The sequence below is a fragment of the Verrucomicrobium spinosum DSM 4136 = JCM 18804 genome (assembly GCF_000172155.1).
In the GTDB taxonomy this organism is placed as follows: Bacteria; Verrucomicrobiota; Verrucomicrobiia; order Verrucomicrobiales; family Verrucomicrobiaceae; genus Verrucomicrobium; species Verrucomicrobium spinosum.
In genome coordinates this window covers 446,312-468,203 of the sequence record NZ_ABIZ01000001.1, presented here as the reverse complement: position 1 = coordinate 468,203, position 21,892 = coordinate 446,312, and the positions used below count along the sequence as shown (strand labels likewise).

At 59.7% G+C, this 21,892-nt stretch carries 15 protein-coding genes; 6 read left to right on the top strand and 9 right to left on the bottom strand.

Features of this window, described 5'->3' with window-relative positions; genetic code table 11:
- Positions 1–29: 29 nt before the first annotated feature.
- The 3 genes from VSP_RS41840 (at position 30) to VSP_RS01750 (ending at position 6,519) form a co-directional block, all read left to right on the top strand.
- Positions 30–3,461 (top strand): hypothetical protein, encoded by a 3,432-nt coding sequence (locus tag VSP_RS41840; protein ID WP_157210685.1) that lies wholly within the window; start codon positions 30–32, stop codon positions 3,459–3,461.
- Positions 3,462–3,490: 29 nt separating this feature from the next.
- Complete coding sequence (locus VSP_RS01755) at positions 3,491–4,093, top strand: 3'-5' exonuclease (protein ID WP_009958316.1); 603 nt, start codon at positions 3,491–3,493, stop codon at positions 4,091–4,093.
- A gap of 1,292 nt (positions 4,094–5,385) precedes the next feature.
- Positions 5,386–6,519, top strand: a complete 1,134-nt coding sequence (locus tag VSP_RS01750; RefSeq protein ID WP_009958315.1) for a DEAD/DEAH box helicase — start codon at positions 5,386–5,388, stop codon at positions 6,517–6,519.
- A 292-nt stretch (positions 6,520–6,811) separates the two neighbouring features.
- Here the strand turns inward: VSP_RS01750 and VSP_RS01745 are convergent, their stop codons facing one another.
- The 8 genes from VSP_RS01745 to VSP_RS01705 all read right to left on the bottom strand — a co-directional run bounded on the left by VSP_RS01745 (position 6,812) and on the right by VSP_RS01705 (position 16,796).
- Positions 6,812–8,113: an alginate export family protein gene (locus tag VSP_RS01745; protein WP_009958314.1), complete on the bottom strand. Its 1,302-nt coding sequence runs from the start codon at positions 8,111–8,113 to the stop codon at positions 6,812–6,814.
- 23 nt (positions 8,114–8,136) lie between these two features.
- Positions 8,137–9,999, bottom strand: coding sequence for an amidohydrolase (locus VSP_RS01740; RefSeq protein ID WP_009958313.1), 1,863 nt, complete (start codon positions 9,997–9,999; stop codon positions 8,137–8,139).
- Between the two features lie 42 nt (positions 10,000–10,041).
- Positions 10,042–10,593: an antibiotic biosynthesis monooxygenase gene (locus VSP_RS01735; RefSeq protein ID WP_009958312.1), complete on the bottom strand. Its 552-nt coding sequence runs from the start codon at positions 10,591–10,593 to the stop codon at positions 10,042–10,044.
- Between the two features lie 45 nt (positions 10,594–10,638).
- A complete protein-coding gene (locus tag VSP_RS01730) occupies positions 10,639–11,316 on the bottom strand; it encodes a hydrolase (RefSeq protein WP_029190096.1) in 678 nt (225 codons plus the stop codon).
- A gap of 1,195 nt (positions 11,317–12,511) precedes the next feature.
- On the bottom strand, positions 12,512–13,162 hold the full coding sequence (locus tag VSP_RS01720) for a response regulator (RefSeq protein ID WP_009958307.1): 651 nt from the start codon (positions 13,160–13,162) through the stop codon (positions 12,512–12,514).
- Positions 13,159–15,777, bottom strand: coding sequence for a sensor histidine kinase (locus tag VSP_RS01715; RefSeq protein ID WP_009958306.1), 2,619 nt, complete (start codon positions 15,775–15,777; stop codon positions 13,159–13,161). Before VSP_RS01715 ends, VSP_RS01720 begins: the two co-directional genes overlap by 4 nt.
- Positions 15,778–15,927: 150 nt before the next feature.
- Complete coding sequence (locus VSP_RS01710; protein ID WP_009958305.1) at positions 15,928–16,455, bottom strand: hypothetical protein; 528 nt, start codon at positions 16,453–16,455, stop codon at positions 15,928–15,930.
- Positions 16,456–16,478: 23 nt separating this feature from the next.
- Positions 16,479–16,796: a DUF7587 domain-containing protein gene (locus tag VSP_RS01705; RefSeq protein WP_156345931.1), complete on the bottom strand. Its 318-nt coding sequence runs from the start codon at positions 16,794–16,796 to the stop codon at positions 16,479–16,481.
- A gap of 307 nt (positions 16,797–17,103) precedes the next feature.
- Here VSP_RS01705 and VSP_RS01700 point away from each other — a divergent pair, with 307 nt between their 5' ends.
- Positions 17,104–17,382, top strand: a complete 279-nt coding sequence (locus VSP_RS01700; protein WP_029190095.1) for a hypothetical protein — start codon at positions 17,104–17,106, stop codon at positions 17,380–17,382.
- 99 nt (positions 17,383–17,481) lie between these two features.
- On the opposite strand, the gene VSP_RS01695 is transcribed toward VSP_RS01700, so the two are convergent.
- Positions 17,482–18,816 (bottom strand): glucuronyl esterase domain-containing protein, encoded by a 1,335-nt coding sequence (locus tag VSP_RS01695; protein WP_009958300.1) that lies wholly within the window; start codon positions 18,814–18,816, stop codon positions 17,482–17,484.
- Between the two features lie 93 nt (positions 18,817–18,909).
- On the opposite strand from VSP_RS01695, the gene VSP_RS01690 reads away from it, so the two are divergent.
- A complete protein-coding gene (locus tag VSP_RS01690; protein ID WP_029190093.1) occupies positions 18,910–20,286 on the top strand; it encodes an SWIM zinc finger family protein in 1,377 nt (458 codons plus the stop codon).
- A gap of 52 nt (positions 20,287–20,338) precedes the next feature.
- The gene (locus VSP_RS38770) at positions 20,339–21,874 is read left to right on the top strand and encodes a DUF5691 domain-containing protein (protein WP_009958296.1); all 1,536 of its coding nucleotides are present in this window, start codon (positions 20,339–20,341) and stop codon (positions 21,872–21,874) included.
- The last annotated feature ends 18 nt before the right edge of the window (positions 21,875–21,892 follow it).

Genomic DNA, 21,892 nt, shown 5'->3' with positions numbered 1-21,892 from the left:
ATGGTGTTGGCCTTGGTGGAACTTCAATCATGAGCAGAAAATTGAAACGTCTCGCCATCCTTTTTGCGATTTTCCTGATTAGCTTTCGTGTTGAGGCACGAGGGGAAGATCATCTAGACGAGACTACAACTTCAAAGAAGTTAGTGGCGGGGCTTTTCGCTCCAAGCACTGCGCGAAAATTCAAACTTCTCACGAAATCTGGATTTGTAGTCGATTTTTCAAATAAGGAACTATTCCCCAAAGGTAATGTCGTTTCCGCCGCTGAGCTCCGCGACGTACTGCTAACAAGTGAAATCCCATCGAGTGGAGGGATTGATATAAGAGGCGCTCACATTCAAGGTGCGCTTAATCTATCGAGCATCAAAATTTCCACTCTGCTCAGATTCACTTCCTGCGAATTCGACCAGACTTTGCACCTAAATAATACAATAGCCTCAAATGGACTATTTTTTGATTCCTGCAAAGGCCTATCCATCAGCGCATTCGGCGCCAAAGTAGATGGCCTATTTGTCGCTTCCAAGTGTCAATTGCGAGAACTTGATCTCAGTTTTTTGGAATCGAAAGGACTGGTACTTCAAAATTGCACCGTCGCACCTTCGTCTGAGGTTTTTGTCGATTTGAACAATATTCGAATCAATGGATACCTTCAAATATCTGACTGCAAATTTTCTCAGAGTTTTACTATGGAGGAGGCAGCTATCGAAGGGACCGCCTCCCTCACGAACAATCGGTTTTACAATCATTTTTCCAGCTCGAAATCCTCCATCGGCAGCTCCCTATCTATAGAAAAATCTCAATTTTCGAAGCACGCCTATTTTCGTAACACAAAAATACTCAATAACTTCCTCGGCTCACAATCCCATTTCGCGGATAAGTCTGGAATTGCTGATTTTAGCGGAATGAATGTCGGAGGCATTGTTGACCTCCATGGCTGCAAATTTGATGCGCATTTTTCGATAAATACAACTCGCATAGCGGGGGACCTCATACTTGCCACATCCCAATTCAATTCTGATGCAGCATTAATGAGTCTCAGCGTTATGGGCAGCATCAATTCAGGCTCGGCAACATACAGAGGAATAGTAAGCTATGCATTGACGTCTTGCGGATTAAATGCCTCGTTCAGAGGCTGTACATTCGGACCGTCCGATGTTCCTTTCAATGGCGCTCAAATGTCAGTCGGCGGGGCTCTTGATTTCGGCGAGTGCAAGTTCAGAAGAGGCGCAGACTTCACCAACACAAAGATTAAGGGCCCTCTTGGATTCGAGCAAATATGGGCATCTACAGAATCAGGTGTATTCGATTTCACATCCTCCATAGTCGAAGGCGACTTCCTTGCAGGCTTTTCCCGTTTCAATTGCCCGATTACTTTGGTCAACGCAAAAATTGGAGGGAGTTTGCTGGCGTTGAAGTCCCATTTAGAGGTTCGGAGTCCTAATAGGCGAAGTCAAAAAAATCATCACTCCGAAAGCTATCAACACTGCTTGTCTTGCATCAACACTTACATCGGCGGAAAGGTGCTTTTGAACGAATCACTCGTCACGGGTAACGTCCACTTTCTTTTGACCAGCATAGGTTCGGACGTGTCACTCAAATCGAGCACATTTTGTGGTGCCGACTGTTCCGTTTCATTTCGACAATCTACCATCGGGGGCGAATTCGACCTCGAGAATAGTCACTTTTTTGGACGGTTTGATGCATCTCATTTAGAAGTGAGGTCAATTGTAAAAGCCGACTCTATCGCTTCTACAAATCGGGATTACTTTGTTAGCTTTGACAATTCATCAATTGGTGGATTTAGAGCGTCATCACCTTCATTCATGCCTCCAGTCTTGTTCGCAGGCGGTCTATCCATGAATCAAGTAACGCTCAACGGCGATTTTGAGCTGGCAAATGCGAAATGTAACAACACAACCAAAACGACAGGGCTCTCTTTCAATGATGCGGCCATTAGGAACGGGAAATTCTCCATTTCAAATTGCGACATTTTCGGTTCGATCAATCTCAGCAGATTGAAGGTAGACGGACGCTTAGTCATTACAGACTGCTCACTGGAAGGACTGGATTGGACACTTCATCGTGCGACGGTTGGAGACAATTTGGCGATCATTGATAGCACTATAGTCCTGGAGACTGCTGACTTCAGGCAGATGGTCCTCGGTGGAGCATTACTGCTACGCAACTCAAAATTTATGGTTGCCGACGGCAATTTTGATTGCTCCGGAATGGAAATTAAGAGCAACGTGGAGTTAGTCGGTTCAGATTTCGAGTGTCAACTTAACCTGAGTTCAATCCAAGCAAATGAGTTAACCGCTCATGTGAATGCACTTTCGGACAACGGCCGCCCATTCAATCGGACAATCTTCCGGCAGGGACTTTATCTACACGATGCCAAGATAACGAGAGATCTTATCCTTTTTGGCGCTCGCTTTATGAGTTCAGACTCAGCGGCAGGAGTTAGCAACATGGTTAACTTGGAACGCATCAGCATTGGAGGAACGCTCAACGCCTCAGAATGTAGTTTTGAAATACCCGTCAACATCGTCAACGGGAACGTTTCCAAGATTGACCTGAACAAATCAAACCTAAAAGCGAGAGGGCATGTCAAACAAGCATTGAATGCCGAAGGGCTCATCTCAAGAGAAGGTATCGATGCTAGCCAAACAAAGTGGCTTGGGGACATTTCCCTCGTGTCTTTGACATCATCTGGCGATGTCATTTTTGATTCTGCTATGCTTGAGGACTCACGTCTTTCACTTTTCCGCGCGAAAGTGGACGGTACTCTTACCTTTCGGCGAGCATCGGCTAACCGCGCAACTTTAACAATGGACGGGGTCCAAGTCGATGAATTGCACATTCCAAAAATTTCAACTTGGGGATTGCGAGCACTGTCGCTGCGGGGGTTCAATTGTGAACGCTTGGTTGCGGAACAAGTCGAATCGTCTCAACTTTCAAAAGGAGGAGAGGTTGACCTAGAATTTCTCCAAAATGCCGCATACGATAGCACAGCGTACGAAAATGCAGCCCGCCGGCTCTCTGAGATGGGTAGATCCGATGCAGCGACGCGTGTCCACTTAGAGAGCAAGCGCAGAGAAAGAGCAAGTTATGGATTTTGGCGCCGAAGCTTGGATGCAGCCTTGGACTTGAGTTCAGGATACATGACCAGTCCTCAGCGGCTTCTGTTCATTTCGGTTGGATTAGTTGTTTTCGGTTATTTTGTCTTTGGCGGGAAACCCTTCAATCTCGCGATGAGTCGAGTGCATTCTTCAAGCGGATCGTACAGTGCGTTTTGGTACAGCGTCTATTTATTCTTGCCATTCGACAATATACCGATGGTTGATGAATGGATGCCCTCTGCGAACAGAAAAATTGCACTCCAATACCGATATCTTCATCAGCTATTAGGGTGGGTGCTACTCACAGTCTCCGTTGGCGGAGTGATATCCAAGTTCGCCAATTGAGAGGCTTCCCAACGCGCCCCGTTCATTACATGATCTCGCTGCGTTCACTGGTTCGCAATCCATCTCCTCATCTCCTCATTATCGATCTCGAGGCCACCTGCTGCGATCGCGGCAAGGTGCCTCGGGATGAGATGGAAATCATCGAAATCGGGGCCGTGCTGCTGGACGGCAAAACGCTGGAGACGGTGTCGGAGTTCGGCACCTTCATCAAACCGGTGCGGCATCCGGTGCTGACGCCGTTCTGCACAAAACTGACCACCATCACCCAGGCCGAGGTGGATGCGGCCCCGATGTTTCCTGAAGCCCTGGCCAAGCTCAAGGCCTGGCTGGAGCCTTATCCAGACTGCATGTTTTCGTCTTGGGGTGCTTACGACAAGGGCCAGTTCCAGCTGGACTGCGCCTTTCATGATCTGCCCTACCCCTTCTCTGAAGCGCATCTGAACCTCAAAAAGGCCTTCGCCGAAGCCCGGGGGCTCAAGAAACGCCCCGGCATGGGCCAGGCGCTGGGGATGCTGAGACTGGAGCTGGAAGGTACGCATCATCGTGGAATCGATGATGCGCGGAACATGGCGAGGATCGTTGCCCGCTGCGCGGGAGACATAAGACTGGAAGACGCAAGACAGAAGACCTGAGCTCACGCATCGTTGGGCGCGCCTGGTGAGTTGAGAGAGGAAAGGGAGGCGGGGGGGGCTCGGTCTTGATCAGTTGCTGCCCCTGACTGAGGCAACCGAGGCGGTCGCCCTACATCCCAGGGTGGTTGGATGCAGGGGCGGGAACAGAACCTCCCATGGCCCTTGCTCGCCCAATCTCTCCCCTGACTCCCTGTAAGGCAAGCGCCCCGCTTGCCACGCGCCACCCCTGACTGAGGCAACCGGAGCGGTCGCCCTACAACCCAGAGCGGATGGATGCGGGGGCGTGAACAGAACCTCCCATGGCCCTTGCTCGCCCAATCTCTCCCCTGACGCCCTCATCGGGAAGTTGGCTTGTCGACTTTGACGATCTGATGGTGTCCCAGCCCTGATTGCCCGATGCCGGGGGCATCAAAGCCATTAGTCGGACGGTTGAAGGAGCGGAGCGACTGATACCTCCGGAAGATCAGATTCAGTATTGCATCCCGGAGCGGATGCCAGCGACGTCGCCTCTGGCATCTCAACTTCCCTGGATCACTGTTCCGATTTTAATCGGTTATCGACGCTGTAGGGCAAGCGCCCCGCTTGCCACCGCGCCGCCCCTGACTGAGGCAACCGGAGCGGTCGCCCTACAACCCAGGGTGGATGGATGCAGGGGCGAGAACAGAACCTCCCATGGCCCTTGCTCGCCCAATCTCTCCCCTGACGCCCTGTAGGGCAAGCGCCCCGCTTGCCACGCGCCACCTTGACTGAGGCAACCGAGGCGGTCGCCCTACAACCCAGGGTGGATGGATCCGGGGGCGGGAACAGAACCTCCCATGGCCCTTGCTCGCCCAATCTCTCCCCTGACGCCCTGTAGGGCAAGCGCCCCGCTTGCCACCGCGCCGCCCCTGATTCGGCAACCAAGGCAATGTAACATTAGATGGCGCAAGCGGCCGCCCCGGACGTTTGCCAAGGAGGTCGCTACAGACGGTCAGCATCCACAACACCCTCTTGCACATCGCCCCCGCTCCGCTCACCCGCGGGGCCGGAGACCCCGCCTCCTTTACTCTGCGGCCATGTCACCTTGTGACTTGTCCCTGGGTAAAGGAGGCGGGGGTTCCTAGCCCCGCTCAGTCGCCTCCCCCCTCGCATCCATCGCGCTCCTGACCTCAGGTCTGATGTCTGGCGTCTGGTGTCTCCCGCGAAGCCGGACTGGCCTCTTTCACATTTCGGGCTATGTTGCCCTCCCCGGTTGCCGAACACCCCCGTCATCCCGCATTTCCGCCCCCCGAACTCTCCATTCCGCATTGATTTTGAAGACTTTCCAAGACCTCGGCATCTCCGAAGCACTCGTCCAGGGGCTCGAAGAGCTCGGCATCACCAAGCCCACGGCCATTCAGCAGCAAACGATTCCGCACGTTTTGGCCCACCGCGGGGACTTGATCGCCCAGGCCCAGACGGGCACAGGGAAAACGGCCGCCTTTGGTCTGCCCATGCTGGAGCGGATCATCCCCCACGCCGCCAAGGCGAAGGCCGGGCAGATTGACGGCTTGATCGTGGCCCCCACCCGGGAACTGGCCAAACAGATCGGCAAGCAGCTCTTCAAGTTCACGAAGCATGTGCCGGACAAGATCTTCGTGGAGACGATCACGGGCGGCGACGACATGGACCTCCAGATTTCCCGGCTGCGTCGCCCGACGCACATCGTCGTGGGCACCCCCGGCCGTCTTATGGACCTCGTCCAGCGGGAGGCGCTGAACCTCTCCAAGGTGCGCTATCTGGTGCTGGATGAGGCCGATGAAATGCTGAGCCTGGGCTTCAAAAAGGAACTCGAGCAGTTCTTCCAGCTCACCGCCAAGTCCCGCAAGAACACCTGGCTTTTCTCCGCCACCATCCCCGAGGGCATTCAGGAGCTGATCGAAGGCTACATGGAGCCCGAGGCGCACCGGATCACGATCGACAAGGCGCATGTCGTGAACCGCGACATCACCCACCGCTACATCATCTGTGACCGCACAGAGAAGCTGGATCGCATCTCAGAATTCCTCGAAGACCGCTCGGAAGACCGCGGCGTCATCTTCTGCCGCACCATCGCGGGCTCCATCAATCTGGCCAAGGAACTCGGCACCCGGAACTTCTCCGTGGGAGTGCTCCACGGCGACCTCTCCCAGCTGGAGCGCGACAAGGTGATGCGCGCCTTCAAGAAAGAACGCCTCCAGTACCTGGTGACCACGGACGTGTCCGCCCGCGGCATCGACGTGGTGGGCCTCGCCTTCGTCATCCACCACCAGCTCCCGGAGCAGACGGAATACTACACCCACCGCAGCGGCCGCACCGGCCGGGCGGGACGCAAGGGGCTGTCGCTCGCTTTCATCGAACCCAAGGAGAAGTCCGCGATCACGCGACTGGAGAATGAACTGGGCGTGGAGTTCTCTGAGCGGAAGTAGTGGAGGAGGGAGTCAGGGGTGGGAGGGAATGAGGAAAGAACCACAGAGGCGCAGAGGGCACAGAGACGGATTTTTTAGACAGAATTAACGGAATTTTCAGAATTGGGATTCCGCTTCGGCGCATGCGCGTCAGGTTAATGGGCAGTACCTTTTTCAGGCGCGCATGCGCTTTGTCGAGCCCAGCTTGAAGCCTGCTTCTGCAACGGGGCAAGCAGACTGCAGGGACCTTCTGAAACACGAAGTCCTCATCCATCGGCCCTAAACCCAATTCCGTTAATTCTGTTAATTCTGTCTAAAACTCCACCCGGAAACTCGCCTGAAAGTAGTCTTCATTCCCCGCCCCGACTGACGTCAGAGAGTCCCCGGCTTCGTGGTGGGTGTAGCCCAGGAAGAGCTCGGTCTTCTCCGTCAGTTTCCAGGTCAGTGCGGCATTGAAGGCGGTGCCGAGATAGCGTTCTCCCTCAGGGGCCGGACCAGCGAGCCGTTGCAGAGGCGGGGCATAGACATCGTCCTCCGCACTGAAGCGCCAGAGGAAGTTCACTCCCACGGACGCCTCCAGTTTCGAGTGCGGCTTGAAGCTCAGCACCGGGTTGAGGTTGTACAGATTGGAAGGCGAGAGAAAGCCGCCTTCATTGAAATAGTTGTTGGCCTGAAAGAGCGGGTGGAACGTGTGCAGATCCCCTTCCGGACCGCCGCCGGAAATGAGGTCGGCCCGCAACATGAGGGTGGGTTGCCAGGGAGTCTGGGCAAATTCATACCCAAGGCCGAGGCTGCCGGCACCGGCCACAATGTCCCGGTCCCCCGCCCGGCCGAACTGGAAGATGAGCTCCGTGTTGTAGATCACGGGGCGGGTCTTGTTCCACCAGCGTGTGCCCACGGTGTGGCGCAGCTCACGCCCGCCTTCGCCATTGGGTTCAAGGAAAACAGAATCCTCATCGTGAAGCCCGATGTAATACAGGTCCACCGCATGCCCCTCCCCCAGGGGGGAAGGAAACACGCCATACACACTCCAGAACCGAACCCGTTCCGGATGCGAGGTGTTGTCAAAAGCGCCGTCCTCGATCTCGACTGGCGAGGCCATGAAGGCATCCACCTGAACGGCATCACCCTGCTTCCAGGAAAGAAGCAGTGCGTCATGCGCCAGACGCTGGTTGGCCCCTTCCCGCGCTGCCAGAAGCCTGCCAGAGCCGTAGTAGAGGGTCTGCCGCCCCGCCTTGAAGGTCAGAGAATACGTCTCTGCCAGAGGCAGCCGATACTGCGCATAGAGCTGGAGGAAATCCACCTCGTCCTGGTCCGGGGGAGCAAGCGGTGAATCCTTGCCCCACATTCGCCCCCAGGTGAATTCTGAGGCCAGCCGGAAGGTCTCCTCATAGTCCGCGGTGAGCAGCACCTGCACCCGCTGATGAACCCACGCGTCGTCCTTGACCGGACCGAGCCCGAGGTCGGGGCCCCGGTAGGTCTCCTGCATGGTCCGGGCATGCCCCGAGATCGAACCCGTCCAGCCCTCCAGCGGACCCGCTGCGATTGCCGCCCCCCTTCCCAAACAAGCGACCGAGATCACGGCCATCAGAATGGGAGAGGTGCTGAACGACATGGGACACGCCCCGCGGTGGAGAGCTAGAAAGCAAAGCAATCACAGCCCGAGCCCCAGAAGGAACCAAAGGGATTGCTCCCGCCATCGGCAGCGCTGCTGAGCGAGCGCACCTGCGCCCGACCCGTACGGGCCGGATGCTCCAGCGGCAGCGGCACCCCGGCGCGCGCCGCCTTCTTCACATCCAGCGGAGCACCATAGCCTCCGAAGACGCTGATGGGTGACCACTCCGGCAGCACAGGCAGAGGCCCGGGTGCATGTGGGCTGAACTCATCCCGGGCATGCACCACCCTTCCACCCACGACCGTGAGCACGGACTCGATGCCCTTGATGGCCTCATCCGGTACGTTGAAATAATCCTCCGTAAGCACCACCAGATCCGCAAGCTGCCCGGTTCTGAGCGCGCCCTTCTTCCCCACCTCTGTGGAGAACCAGGAACTGCCCTGCGTGTAGAGACGCAGGGCCTCCTCCCGTGTCAGGCAGTTCTTCTCTGGATACAGGGACGTGCCGCCCACGGTGCGCCCGGTGGTGAGCCAGTAGAGAGACACCCAGGGATTGTAGCTGGCCACCCGCGTGGCATCCGTACCAGCACCGACGGGCAGGCCCATCTCCAGCATGCGACGCACCGGCGGGGTGCGCTCTGCCGCGGCCTTCCCGTAGCGGTCCAGGAAATACTCGCCCTGATAGGCCATGCGGTGCTGGATGGCCACGCCGCCGCCAAGAGCCTTCACCCGCTCCAGGTTGCGGTCAGAGATGGTTTCGCAATGGTCGAAGAACCAGTGGATGTCCCCAAAGGGGATCTCGCGGTTCACCTCCTCAAACACATTCAGGAAGCGGGAGATGCTCTCATCATAAGTCGCATGCAGGCGGAAGGGCCAGTGATTGGCCGCCAGCAGGGAGACCACCTCCTTGAGCTCCGCCTCCAGGGTGGGGGCCAGATCGGGACGCGGTTCCAGGAAATCCTCGAAGTCGGCCGCGGAGAACACCAGCATCTCCCCCGCTCCGTTGCAGCGGTAGTAGTCATCCCCCACGCCGGGGCCGGTCATCTTGATCCACCGGGCGAAGTCCGCTTTCTCCTCCTTGGGTTTCTGAGTGAAGAGGTTGTATGCCACGCGCAGAGTCAGCTCACCCCGCTTGTGGAGTTCATCAATGACGGCGTAGTCCTCCGGATAATTCTGAAATCCGCCGCCAGCGTCAATGATGCTGGTCAGGCCGAGCCGGTTGAGCTCCCGCATGAAGTGGCGGGTGGAGTTGATCTGGTGTTCGGGCGGCAGCTTGGGCCCCTTTGCCAGGGTGGAATAGAGAATCGTCGCATTGGGCCGGGCAATGAGCAGCCCCGTGGGGTTGCCATCCGCATCCCGCTGGATCTCCCCGCCCGGAGGGTTGGGCGTGTCCCGGGTGTAGCCGCAGGCACGCAGCGCCGCTTTGTTCAGCAAGGCGCGGCAGTACAGATGAAGGATGAACACGGGCGTGTCCGGTGCGGCGGCATTCACCTCCTCCAGCGTGGGCATGCGTTTTTCCGCGAACTGAAACTCGCTCCAGCCGCCGACGATGCGCACCCACTGGCCGGGTGGCGTGCGGGCCGCCTGGGCCTTCAGCATGCGCAGCCCGTCTGCCAGGGAGGGCACGCCGTCCCAGCGCAGCTCCATGTTGTAGTTCAACCCACCGCGGATGACGTGCAGGTGGGAGTCGTTCAGCCCCGGGATGACCCGGCGTCCCTGGAGGTCGATGACCCGGGTCTCAGGACCTGCCGCGAAGTCACGGGCATTGTCCACGCCGACGATGCGGCCGTCTTTGATGACCAGCTCCCTTGCCTCCGGATGAGAGGACTCCAGGGTGGTGATGCGGCCGTTGATGAGGATCAGATCCGGTGCCGGTGAAGCGCTCATGGCAGAAAGAGTTTGGGGGTGTGGGAAATGAAAAAGACGTTTTCAATGCCGCCCGGGCCGATGGAGCCAGCCATGGGCCAGCTTCACCAGCAGGGGCATGGCCACCCACGCGAGGGTGGCGGTGATGCCGGCGGCGACCACCCCGGCCAGCAGGAGCTTTGGCAGAAAACTGCCCAGCAGGGGCACAAGAAGACGGGGCACGATCATGCTCACCGGCCAGACCGCCACCCAGGTGAGCAGGGCCATCTTCCACTTGGGCGGAGGGGGTCGGCCGGAGGGATCCCTGAACCACGCCTCCAGGCCATGGAGATCCCGGCACTCGGCCTCGCCCTCCACCAGCGGTCTCACGCTCTCCTGCCAGTTGAGATAAAGGGGTGACGAGTAAAACGCCTGCCGGGCCTCCTGACTGGAGAAGGTGCGCAAGATGCCGTACTCGTTGGACCCTGAACCCGGAGCCGGATAGAGGAACTGCACGCCCCGGGTGCCCGGGGCATGGAGCGAGTCACGGGCAAACTCCGTCAGCGCCTTTTCAAAAGCGCCGACGTGTTCCGGCCGGACCCGGCGGGTGATGGCGACATGCACGGCGTCGTCCATAGTCCTGAAGCTCTCAGGTTAGGGGTGAGTAATTGAAGGAATCGATCAATGATGCGCGGAGGCGGGCACCACCTGCGGCTTGATGGCCGACTGCGGAGCCTTGTGCACCATGGTGTAGGCGTACTCCACGCCCACGCCGTACGCACCACCCTGGCCCTTGATGAGGCCCATGAGGTTGTTGTAGTGCTCACGCTTCGCCCAGTCGCGCTGCCACTCGAGCAGGGCGGGGATGGTGGTCACGCGCACTGCACCGGCCTGGACCATGCGGGAGAGGGCCGCCTCATGCGCCGCCTGGGAGGTGGCGCCGCAGCAGTCCTCCACGACGTAGATGTTATACCCTGCGCCCAGCATCTCGATGGTGGGCCAGGTCACGCAGACCTCCGTCCAGAGACCGGTCATGAGGATGTTCTTCTTCCCGGTGGCCTCAATGGCGGCACGGAAGCCGGCATCATCCCAGGAGTTCATGGAGGTGCGTTCCACCACAGGCTGGCCGGGGAACACATCCAGGAGTTGCGGCCAAATGTAGCCGCTGAAGGATTCCGTCTCCACCGCGGTGAGCACGGCGGGGATGTTGAACTCCTTGGCCACCTTGGCCAGGAGCGTCACGTTGTTGATCAAGGTAGCGCGGTCGATGTTGGCGACGCCAAAGGTCATCTGCGGCTGGTGGTCGATGAAGACAACCGCGCTGTCCTCGGGCGTGTAGAGTTTGTGGTAGGGGCTCATGGCGTGTGGGATGTTTCCTAGACCGTCCTTGACGGCGGTGGATGAGCCTGCCGGGACCTGGCTCAGGTCTGCGCCATCCACCTCGTCTTAGATTGTCGGGTCTAGCCTCTTCCCCGGTCAGGGGAACTCAGCGATCATCTCACCCCGGTCGCTTTTTGACCAGATGGCATGGGGATGATCTTTGCGAGCGACAGGAGGACGGGGGGTGACTCATCCTTTTGGATGAGGGAGGGGGGGGAGCAAAATCCAATGATCAAAATCCAAACTTCAAACTCCAGGGGAGAACTGACCAACCGTACGCATTTTGGGGTGGCCGCCAAGAAACCACCGTGAGGTGCCCGCCTCAGACCGACGACCATCGCGAGGAGACGGGCGATTGCGGCTATTCATCCGGCACCTCCCCGAATGGCCCAGTCAAACTCATCACTTCCGTTCTACAGCAGGGTTGGAGTACCGCTTTTAAGCGGAATCACCCCTCGTGCGTCCCATGACATTCATTTGTCGCCAGTTGGTCAGATGCGGTCACCCATGCGACATCGTGGACCATGCGTCTCCTGATTCCGCTTAAAGGCCAATGCCATCAGGGAAAAGGTTGGGCAGAGCGATCAACGCCGTTGCATGATGAAACTGAGGACCAACGGTCCGGTGTCATACCAGCCTGGGGCAGCGCCCCAGGTTAGGGGTTGAAAGAGAATCGGAGGGCTGAAGGCCCGGCCTCATCCATCCTGCCCACGACGAGCATCCCTGAATGACCCCGGGCCTACAGCCCTCAACCTCTAAAACCAACGCCAACCTTGGGCGTTGCCCAAGGCTGCTATCATGCCGGGCTTTCAGCCCTCAGCTCGTTCGCCAAAGGCGAATCATCGACCTCACCAGCTTTTCCCTGATGGCATTGGTCCCGCATGCGGGACGGAACTCCAACCCCGGCGCGGACCTTTTTCGGACAGTGCTTACCTAGACGCCCTGCTGCCGACACGAGGAAGCAGGCTGGAATGGCACCTTGATGTGCCTGACTCAGACCGAAGTTGATCCCAGTACGGGATCTGTAGCACCGCCCAAGGTTGGACGAGCCCGCACGCACCCTGGTGACTGGTCAGAACGCCATCGACTTCACCCACGAATTCCTCCGCTCCCGCACCGACGGGAACCGTCGGACTACTCCCGCAGCGACGCTTCAGTCCCACCTCTTACCGGCCTACACCCTCACCAGCCCCTTGCGGCTCGCCACGGCGATCGCCTCCGTGCGGCTCAGGACGTCCAGCTTGCCAAAGAGGCTGCGCAGATGGGTCTTCACGGTGGGCTCGCTGATGCTCAACGTGCTGGCGATCTCCTTGTTGCTCCGTCCCCTGGCCAGCAGTTCCAGCACCTCCTGCTCCCGGCGGGTGAGAGGCTCATTGCTCACGCTCGCGGCCAGCTTCTCCACCAGAGACGGGGCCAGACAGGTCTCACCACGATGCACGCGGCGGATGGTATCCACCAACTCCTCCCGCGGCCCATCTTTCAGCAGATAGGCGCGGGCCCCGGCTTTGACGGCGCGGTAGATTTCATTGTCGGTGTCACAAGTGGTGAGCACCACCACGCGGGCCGAGCTGTCCAGCCGCCGGATTTCTTCGATCACCGCCACCCCGTCCAGGCCGGGCATGCGGATGTCCACCAGAGTCACATCCGGCCGGTGCTGCTGCCAGAGCGCGACCGCCTTTGAGCCATCGGCTGCCGCGGCCACCACCTGCATGTCTTCATTCCGGTTGATGATGACGTTGAGCCCCTCCAGCACCGTGACATGATCGTCCGCAATCAGCACGCGAATGAGTGAGGCGGGTCTGGTGCCGGGTGGAGGTTGTTTCATACAAACTTGCCGCTCTCCGCCTTGAGACGCCCCAGGCGGATGCGGATGGAAGTACCCTGCCCCGGCCTGCTGCGCAAGCAGAGACGTCCCCCCATGCCCTCCACCCGCTCCCGGATGCCCGTCAGGCCAAAGCCATCATGCTGCCCCTGGGGATCGAATCCGCGACCGTTGTCATGAAGATGCAGAAGAATGGCCGTGGGAGCAAAGATGAGCCTCCCTGTGAACCGGCTCGCCCCAGCGTGCCGGAGGGCGTTGGTCAGCACCTCCTGCCCGATCCGTAGAATATTTTCCTCGCACCGTGTGGGGATGTGGCAGGGAATGCCACGCAGGATCACCTCCGCCTGCATGCCGGAGCCTTCCGTCATCTGCTTGAAGAGTGCGCCCAGCGCCTGGGGCAGATCCTGGGCCTTCAGCGCCTGCGGTCGCATGGCCCGCACCGACCGTCGAGCCTCCCGCAATGTCTGCCGGGCCAGGTCCCGGGCGCGCTTCACATGCGGGTCCACCGCTTCCACCAACCCGCGCGCAGAAGCGTCCTCCGCCAGTTCCAGCTGCATGATGACGGCCGTGATCCCCTGGGCGAGGGTGTCATGCAACTCCCGCGCCATCCGGTTGCGCTCGGCCAGCACCGCGAGACGATGCCCCTCCTGCGTCAGGCGGATGAGCTGCAGCGCAAGTATCACCTGATGCGCCAGCGCCTGGGCCAGCTCGATCTCCTCCGTCTGAAAGTGAGGCGGACGCGTGAACCGGATGCTGAGAAATCCAGTAACCCGGCCGGCCAGCAGCATGGGCACCACGAGGGTGGATTGCACCCCCTGGTCCAGGAGTCTCTGGACCACAATGGGGACGTTCGGGTTTTCCACCTCGCCAGCGCGCCAGGGGTACCAAGGTCCGTCGCTGCCATCCAGCATTTGCACGCGGATGTTTCCGCCATTCCAGTCACCTGCCACACAGTACTTGCCAGAGGCAAAGAAGTCCGCCCAGATGGGATGCGGCACCTCATCCTCCTTGTCGATGGATTGCGGCTCCGATTCGTCCACCGTGGTGAGATGCAGCTCTCCGCCCTCCCAACTGGCCACCATCTTCACCGCGGCGGTTTCGTCATTCTTCTGCCAGACCCCCAGACTGTGAGCCTTCAGGGTCGAGGTAATCACGCAAAGCACATGCGCCAGAAGCCGGTCGGGATTGGCCTCACGGGAAACGGCGGACAGCGTCTGGGTGAGCGCGCTGATCTGGCCGCGCGCCAGGTGCTCTGACTTGCGGCGCTCTTCCACATCCGTGTTCGTCCCATACCACTTCACCACGCGCCCCTCCGCGTCGTACAGCGGCACGCCACGGAAGATAAACCACCGATACGCCCCGCTGTGATGCCGGAGTCGCGCCTCAATATCGCCCGCCACCCCCTCCGCGAGGATGGACCTCCAATACGCGACCAACCGGTCGAGATCGTCGGGATGAGTCGCCGTCTGCCAGCCCCATCCCGACGCCTGATCCAGCGTCAGGCCAGTGTAGTCCAGCCAGCGTTTGTTGAGATAGTCGATGCTCCCATCAGGCAGGGAGCTCCACACCAGGCCCGGGATGGTGTCGATGACCATGCGCAGGTTGTCCTTGTTCCGCCGGAGCGTCTCCTCCGCCCTCCGGCGCTCTTCAATCTCGCGGGTCAGGGCCCGGTTCGCCTCCTTCAGCTCGGCGGTACGTTCCTCGATCCGCTGTCCCAGGCCGTCGTTGAGCTGTGCGAGCGCCTCCTCCGCCCTCTTCCTCTCGGTGATGTCCAGCACCGATCCGATGAAACGCACAGGTGCCCCCGTTTCATCAAAAAAGGCCTGCCCGCGTGCCAGCACCCATCGCCCCCCGGTTGCCTCCGGCCGCAGCGTGCGGTACTCCAGGGCATACCTTCCGCCGTCCTGGCCCGTCAGAGCCCCTTTCACCGCGGCGTCCACCTTCTCCCGGTCCGCCGGATGCACGGCGGTGAGGAACATGTCATGCGTCACCTCCGCATCCAGCGGCACGCCGAATATTTCCTTCAACCTGTCCGACCAGTGGCCCGGGTTGGAGTCTGGAGTGGCCTGCCAGATCCACAACCCCAACCCGCCCAGCTCCATGGCCAGGCGCAAGCGCTCCTCCGCCTCGATGAGGGACTTGTTGTGCTGGCGCAACTGCACGAGCTGTTGCTGAAGATGTGCGAACTGGCTGGGCGGCAAAGCCGCCGAAGGCCCGGTGGAGCTACCCGGTGCCGGGAGCTCACGACAAGAGACAATGAGGCAGTCTCCCCGATCAGGGCTGGCCACGCGTCGCACGCGGGCCTCCACCCGAATCACGTGGCCCAGGCGGTGCGCGAGGGTGAGGATGAAGGTCTCTGCGGCATCACGCGAGCGGCTGCGCAGCCACTCCCGCACCTCCAGCGGTGAGGTGGCCAGAAGCATCTGCCAGGGGCGCATTGCCAGCATCTCCGCCCGCGACCATCCCGCGAGCCGGCACGCAGCGTCGTTCACCTCCAGGAGGCGGCCGCTCAAGTCCACGAGCAGCACCGCATCGGGATGCTGTTGGAAGAGCAGCCCAGCCAGCACCGGGTCAAGCTGGGCAGCAGGCTCTGTCTGGAGGGCAACGTCGGATGGCATGGTAGGATCGTGCGCAAAAAGCGATCATCTCCCATGCCACGACAGCCGACAAGATTTTCCCGCCCATGAGCGGCGGTAGGCACCTTACCCAGCCGGATAGGAACAGGGCCGATACGAGCAACAATCAACCACCTCGTTCCATGCACGAATCTACGCGCTGGCGCTGGATGGGGCCTCGCGTACTTGAGCCGGTGTCTCCAGCAAATTGCGAATTTTTGAGTGCCCCTGTGCAGTCAGTTCATACTTTTTCTGGGCCTGCTGGCTCTCTCCAGCCTTTGAACCCACCTGGGCCCAGCCCTTTTGACAGGCAGCATTAAGCGCTGCGGTCACGTTCCCAATTTCATTGCCAGTATCTCGAAGAAACTCCGTCACCTGCCGTGTGGTGAATGACTTCACCTCGTACAGTTCAGTGATTGCAAAAGACGCAAGCAGAGCTTTTTCCGAAGTTGAAAGAAGAGCATCATCCAAGAGACGCTCCTTTGCATTTTCATAAGTGGGAATTAACACCTTCTTGCCTCGATCTCCTCCAGCACCCCAACCAGCTGAAAGGCGAGTCACCTCATCAAGCGTAGCACGACCGGCTCCCAAACCCGTGAGAATGGACAACAAGGTCCATTCCCTTTCCCCGGCACTCAGATTCTGAAACATCTGAAGTGTGTTGAGGCTTTGCTGCGTCATAACGGGTTCCATAGAAATTGAGCCTAACTGTTGAAACCATCGGTGAGATCAGAACTGATGATCGCCTCCGCCGGGATGTGCACTGCCACCAGAAGTTCTTCATCTTTTTCGGCCAGCTGGATCGCTTCAGCCGCTCGCGAATAGCCTTCGCCACTCCAGATGCCGTTTTCAATCATCCATGCACGGATGGCTTTCACCGGATCGATCAAAACGACGGATGAATCCAGTTCGAGCTCATAAACCACACCCTGATCAGTCGCATACTGCGATGCAACCATCCGGCTGCGGCTGACAGAGATAAAAGGTGAGTCCAAAGTCCCATCGATAATATGCCGAATCATGTCCTCCGGAGTTTGGCTTACAGCAACCCTATGTGCGGGAAATCCGTGCCGCTTCCGATCTTCAGGGGTCGGGGCATCTCGGCTCAAGCGCTCACCTCGGTACATCGTAGGCATAAGAGAGAGGGAATTTTGAGAACGTTACCAATATTTAGACTTCATGTCAATGACATCGACAAATCTTTTAAAAAAACCTCGCTCATTTGTCTGCCTCAGCAGTTGGCATCGAGTTGTGCACTGGTTCTTTTTATTTTACTTTGGCTAGAAGTTTAGCGTTTGCACGGCATGAGGCATGCCATATACTGTTCATATGATTCCTTCACTCAAGGTTGATCTCCGCGAGCTGAATCTCCGCAGTACCACTGGAGATTTCGTGACGGCGGCGGAAGTCAGCTCAGATGCCAAGAATCCAATTGCAGTGGTACACACCAATAATGATGTAGAGGGCTCATCCTTTGACCTAAGGAAGGCTCTATTGCTACGGAAGGATCATGGCTTCAGCAGAGAAACATTAAGACTTCTTGCACAAATCATTAAAAAGGCTGCCGCTGAGCCAACGCAAGCACCCATGGTGTTGCATAGCGTTTAACTTTTCGGGTGAGAACGTGAAACCTTGGTTCACGTTCTCACCGCACTTGATGTGCATTACGCATCCTTGGAATAGGCCGATCAGGACATAAGACCGACCTCAATTCCCCCAGTTCTTTGCGGCGAAGTTCATGTACTTCTCCCAGTCGAAGAGCAGGATGTCGTGCTTGCCGGTGCGATTGTGATACCCCAGCGCTTCACCCACGCTGACATCTGGCGCAGGCGGTTCTGATACTCCGAGCCCCTTCTTGCCAAAGAGGGCGTACACCGGTTCCGCCAGTTTGGCGCCCAGGAACTCGCCCTTGGGGTCCGCCCAGAGATCCTCCGTCGCACTGGCCACATAGACCGGCCGGGGTGCGCACAGGGCGATCAGCTCATGCTGGTCGATCGGCAGCGCAGCTTCGTTCATGCTGTACTTCTTGAAGTTGCCGTTGAACCAGTGGGGGAAGTTCGTGTTGAGCTTGTTCACCGTCTCACCGAAGTGGCGCTTGCTCAGCGCCGCCCCACCCGCGCCCGAGTTGTTGCTGATGACGATGCTGAAGCGGGTGTCCTGCGCCCCTGCCCAGAGAGAGGTCTTGCCCAGCCGGGAATGGCCCAGCACGGCCAGTCGCTTGTCGTCCACCTCTGGCAAGGTCACCAGATAGTCCGCCATGCGGCTCAGCCCCCAGGCCCAGGCCCCGATGGAGCCCCATTCGTCGGCCTCCGGCTTGGTCTGCCCTTCTTTGTAAAAGAGAGGCTGTACCCCGTTCTGAAAGCCGTCGTCAAAGTCGGGATCCAGATCGCCATAGTAGGCCGTGGCCACGCCATAGCCGCGGGTGATCACCTCGGCAATCGGCCAGCGCCGGGCGTCCGCCCCGCGAGACGCCTCTGTGGCGCGGTTTTGCGTGACGCCAGTCTCTTTGTTGTTGCGGAACCAGCCTTGGGGCACCGGGATGGCAGGGTCCTCTGTCACGGCGTGATTGCCTCCGAAGTTCAGTCCGACAAACACGCCCGCCGGTTTCTCCTTGGACGCGGCATTGGGCAGGTACACCAGCACGTCCAGATGCGGCGCGTCCGCCTTCGTGAAGTAGATCCGCACGAGCCGTTGCGTGGCCTTGCCCTCCAGCGCCATTTTGTTCTCCAGCAGCACCTCCGTGCGCAAGCCTTCCAGCTTCCTCTCCGGTGTGCGCCCGTACATCTCGCTCTCGAAGAGCTTGAACAACTCCGGACGCCGCTTCTCCAGCCACTGTTCCTTGGAGGTCACCCTGGTGCCATCTGCGCAGGTGAGCGGGTCAGGGATGGGCAGGCTGCCCACGTGGGCCTCGTCCTGGTTGATCACTTCCTGCGGCTTGGCCGCAGTGGCTGGGGAAGTTGCGGTCTGGGCCATGGTGAGGGAGGCGGTGGCCAGCGTCCCCATACTCAGCAGGAGGACTGCGGCGGGCGAATAGCGGTTCATGGGGAAAGAACCCTGCCTGAAGCGCAAACCTTTCGCCAGAAAATATCATCTGGCTTGCCATCCGGCTGCTCACTGGCTCCAATGATGCAAAAAATGCCCGTCCCCTTCTCAGCCGAACAGGTCACCGCCTTGGCCCCGGACACTGCGTCCGTGAAAGCCGGTCGTGGACTCACCAATCCCGCCAAATGGCCCACCCTGGGCTGCAACAACGAGGCTGCGTGGGGCGAATGCCAGGGCAGCGGATCGAAGCCCTACCAGACGCAGGTGGACTTTACCGGCCCTGGCTTCAAGTGCAGCTGCCCGAGCCGCAAGTTCCCGTGCAAACACGGCCTCGGCCTGCTCTTCATGGCCGCGGACCGGCCCGGTTCGCTGAAAGAAGGGGAACCGCCCGACTGGGTCTCCGCCTGGTTGCAGACGCGCCGTGACAAAGCAGAGAAAAAGGCCGCCGCAGTGGAGGCCGGGCCCAAGGCCCCTGCTGACCCTGAAGCCGCCGCCAAACGTACCGCCAAGCGACTCAGCCGCATGCGCGAAGGCGCTGAAGATCTGGAGCGCTGGATGGCCGACCAGATCCGCCACGGCATCGCCACCTGGCCCCAGCAGCCCCGTGCCCACTGGCAATCCCTCGCCGCCCGCATGGTGGACTACCAGATGCCAGGCCTGGAAAAGGAAGTCTCCCTCTTGAGCGGCATGCCTTATCAAGGGGAGCGATGGCCTGCGATGGCACTCACCCAGATGGGACGGCTTCATACCCGGCTCGAGGCGCTGCGCCGCTTCGAGTCCCTGGACCTGCCGCTGCAATTCGACCTTCGCACCGTGCTGGGCTGGTCCGTGGACAAGGAGGAAGTCGCGACCGCTGGCGAGCGCATCACGGACGACTGGGCTGTGCTGGGCCAGGAGTTCGAGGAAAGGGAGCGCCTCTGGGAGCGCCGCACCTGGTTTCAGGGACGCCAGTCGGGGCGTATGGCGCTCATTCTCGACTTCTCCCATGGCAACCGGGCGTTCGAGACGCCGTTGGTCCCTGGCACGGTGATTCAGACGGAGCTCTTCTTCTACCCCTCCGCCAGTCCCCTGCGGGCCCTGCTTAACGCGCCTTCTGCAAGCACCAGCCCCTTGCAGCGTCCGTTTAAGACCACTCCGGATGTGGCCACGCTGCTGCAGGACTATGCCGCTGCTCTGGGCGCAAACCCCTGGCTCACCCTGTTCCCTGCCGTCCTCACCCAGGTCGTGCCCCTGCACCGGGATCTGGGGCCGGACCAGCCCAGCCAATGGCTGCTGCGGGACAGCCATGGCGCACTCCTCCCCCTTCAACCCTTCACCGCCAGCCGTCACGGTTGGGAACTGCTCGCCATCTCCGGGGGGCATCCCCTCACCGTCATCGGAGAATGGTCGGGCGCAGGCGCCCTGAAACTGCTGGCCTGCTGGCACGAGGAGGAGGGCTTCTGCGCCTTCCAAGAGACCGCCCCGGCGTGAAGCCCCGTCCCTTCCCGCACCCTACCCTATTTCATCGCTCCCTATTTGATTCATGTCCGCCCCGTTTTGGAAACAACTCAGCACTGTGGCCCTCCTGGGCACAGCGCGAACCGCGGCCCTGCCCTCCCTCCCGCAGGATCTTCTGGAACTCGCTCTGGATGATGGCTCCGCCCCGGAAGAAAGACTGCTCCGCACGGCAGCAGTGGCCGGACTGGCCCAGACCGCGGGACTGCAAACTGCCTCGACGGAAGAAACTCTGCCCGAGCCTGCCGCGCCATTCCCGCAAGACGTGTGTCGCGATCCCCAAGTGGTTTCCCTGCTGGCCCAAATCGCCACCGAGGGCCCGGAGCCGCTGCTTGCGGAGGCCTGCCAGCTTCTGGCTGTGGCGGGGCTCTCACTGCCCCACCGGCTGCTGCCGACGTACTTCGATGCTGCGCACCGCTCCAGCGCGCTGCGCAATCCAGTGCTGAAGGCCGCAGGCTCCCGCGGTGCCTGGCTCTCGGCAAAGAACCGCGAATGGAAGTTCGCCGTCACAGCCGGGATCGATGAAATTAACATCCGACAGTGGGAGGAAGGGGACGTGGCCTCCCGCGCCCGTTATCTTCAGACTCTGCGCCAGACAGACGCCGACCGAGCCCGGGAACTTCTTGAGAAGACCCTGGCGCAGGAGTCCGCCCGGGACCGAGTCACCCTGCTGGGCGCACTGCGCACACGCCTGAGCCCGTCCGATGAAACCTTGTTGCAAAACCTCCTGACCAGTGACCGCAGCAAGGAGGTGCGAACGCTCGCCGCCCGCCTCCTTTCGGCCCTGCCACAGTCCGCCTTTGCCCAGCGCATGCAGACCCGGCTTCACGATTGCATCACCACAGAGAAGAAACTCTTCCGCACCCACTGGGTGGCAGCTCCGCCACAGTCCTTCCCGGCGAACGCGGCGCAGGACGGGATCGAGGAGAAACCACCCGGCGGCATCCGCGTGGGCGAACGCGCGTGGTGGCTGCGCCAGATCACCGCCCGCACCCCATTGGGGTGGTGGACCGCCCATACCGGCATGACGCCCATGGAACTCGTCCTGTGGGCCGCCAAGACTGAATGGAAGGACGCCCTTCTTCAAGGGCTGGCCGAGGCCGTCACCCTGCAAGACACCGATCCTGACTGGATCCATGCCATCATCAATGCGGACGTCCTGACCCCTCAGGAAGCGGCGGAACTCATCGGCGGACTCGATGGCAAGGAACAGCGCGAAGCCTGGCTCAAGCTGACATCGTCCGCGCCCTCCCTCACCTGGTGGCTGCGACTCGTCATGAAGGCACCCTTCACCTGGGACACCGCCTTCTGGCTCGCTGTGGAAAAGAAACTCATCGCCCACCTGCACACTGACGCAGCACAGTACGACTACGAGCTGCGCAACCTCCTCCCCGAGCTCGCCTGCCGCATCCCCATGACCGCCACTTCAATTCCCACCCCCTGGCCCACCGGCACCAAACACTGGCCCTCCTTCGAAGACGCCGCCCACCGCTTCCAGCAAACCCTCGAACGACGCAGCCGGCTGCGCCAAATGTTAAATTCAAAATTAGAAATGACCTCCTGATTTTATTCATTTCCTAAA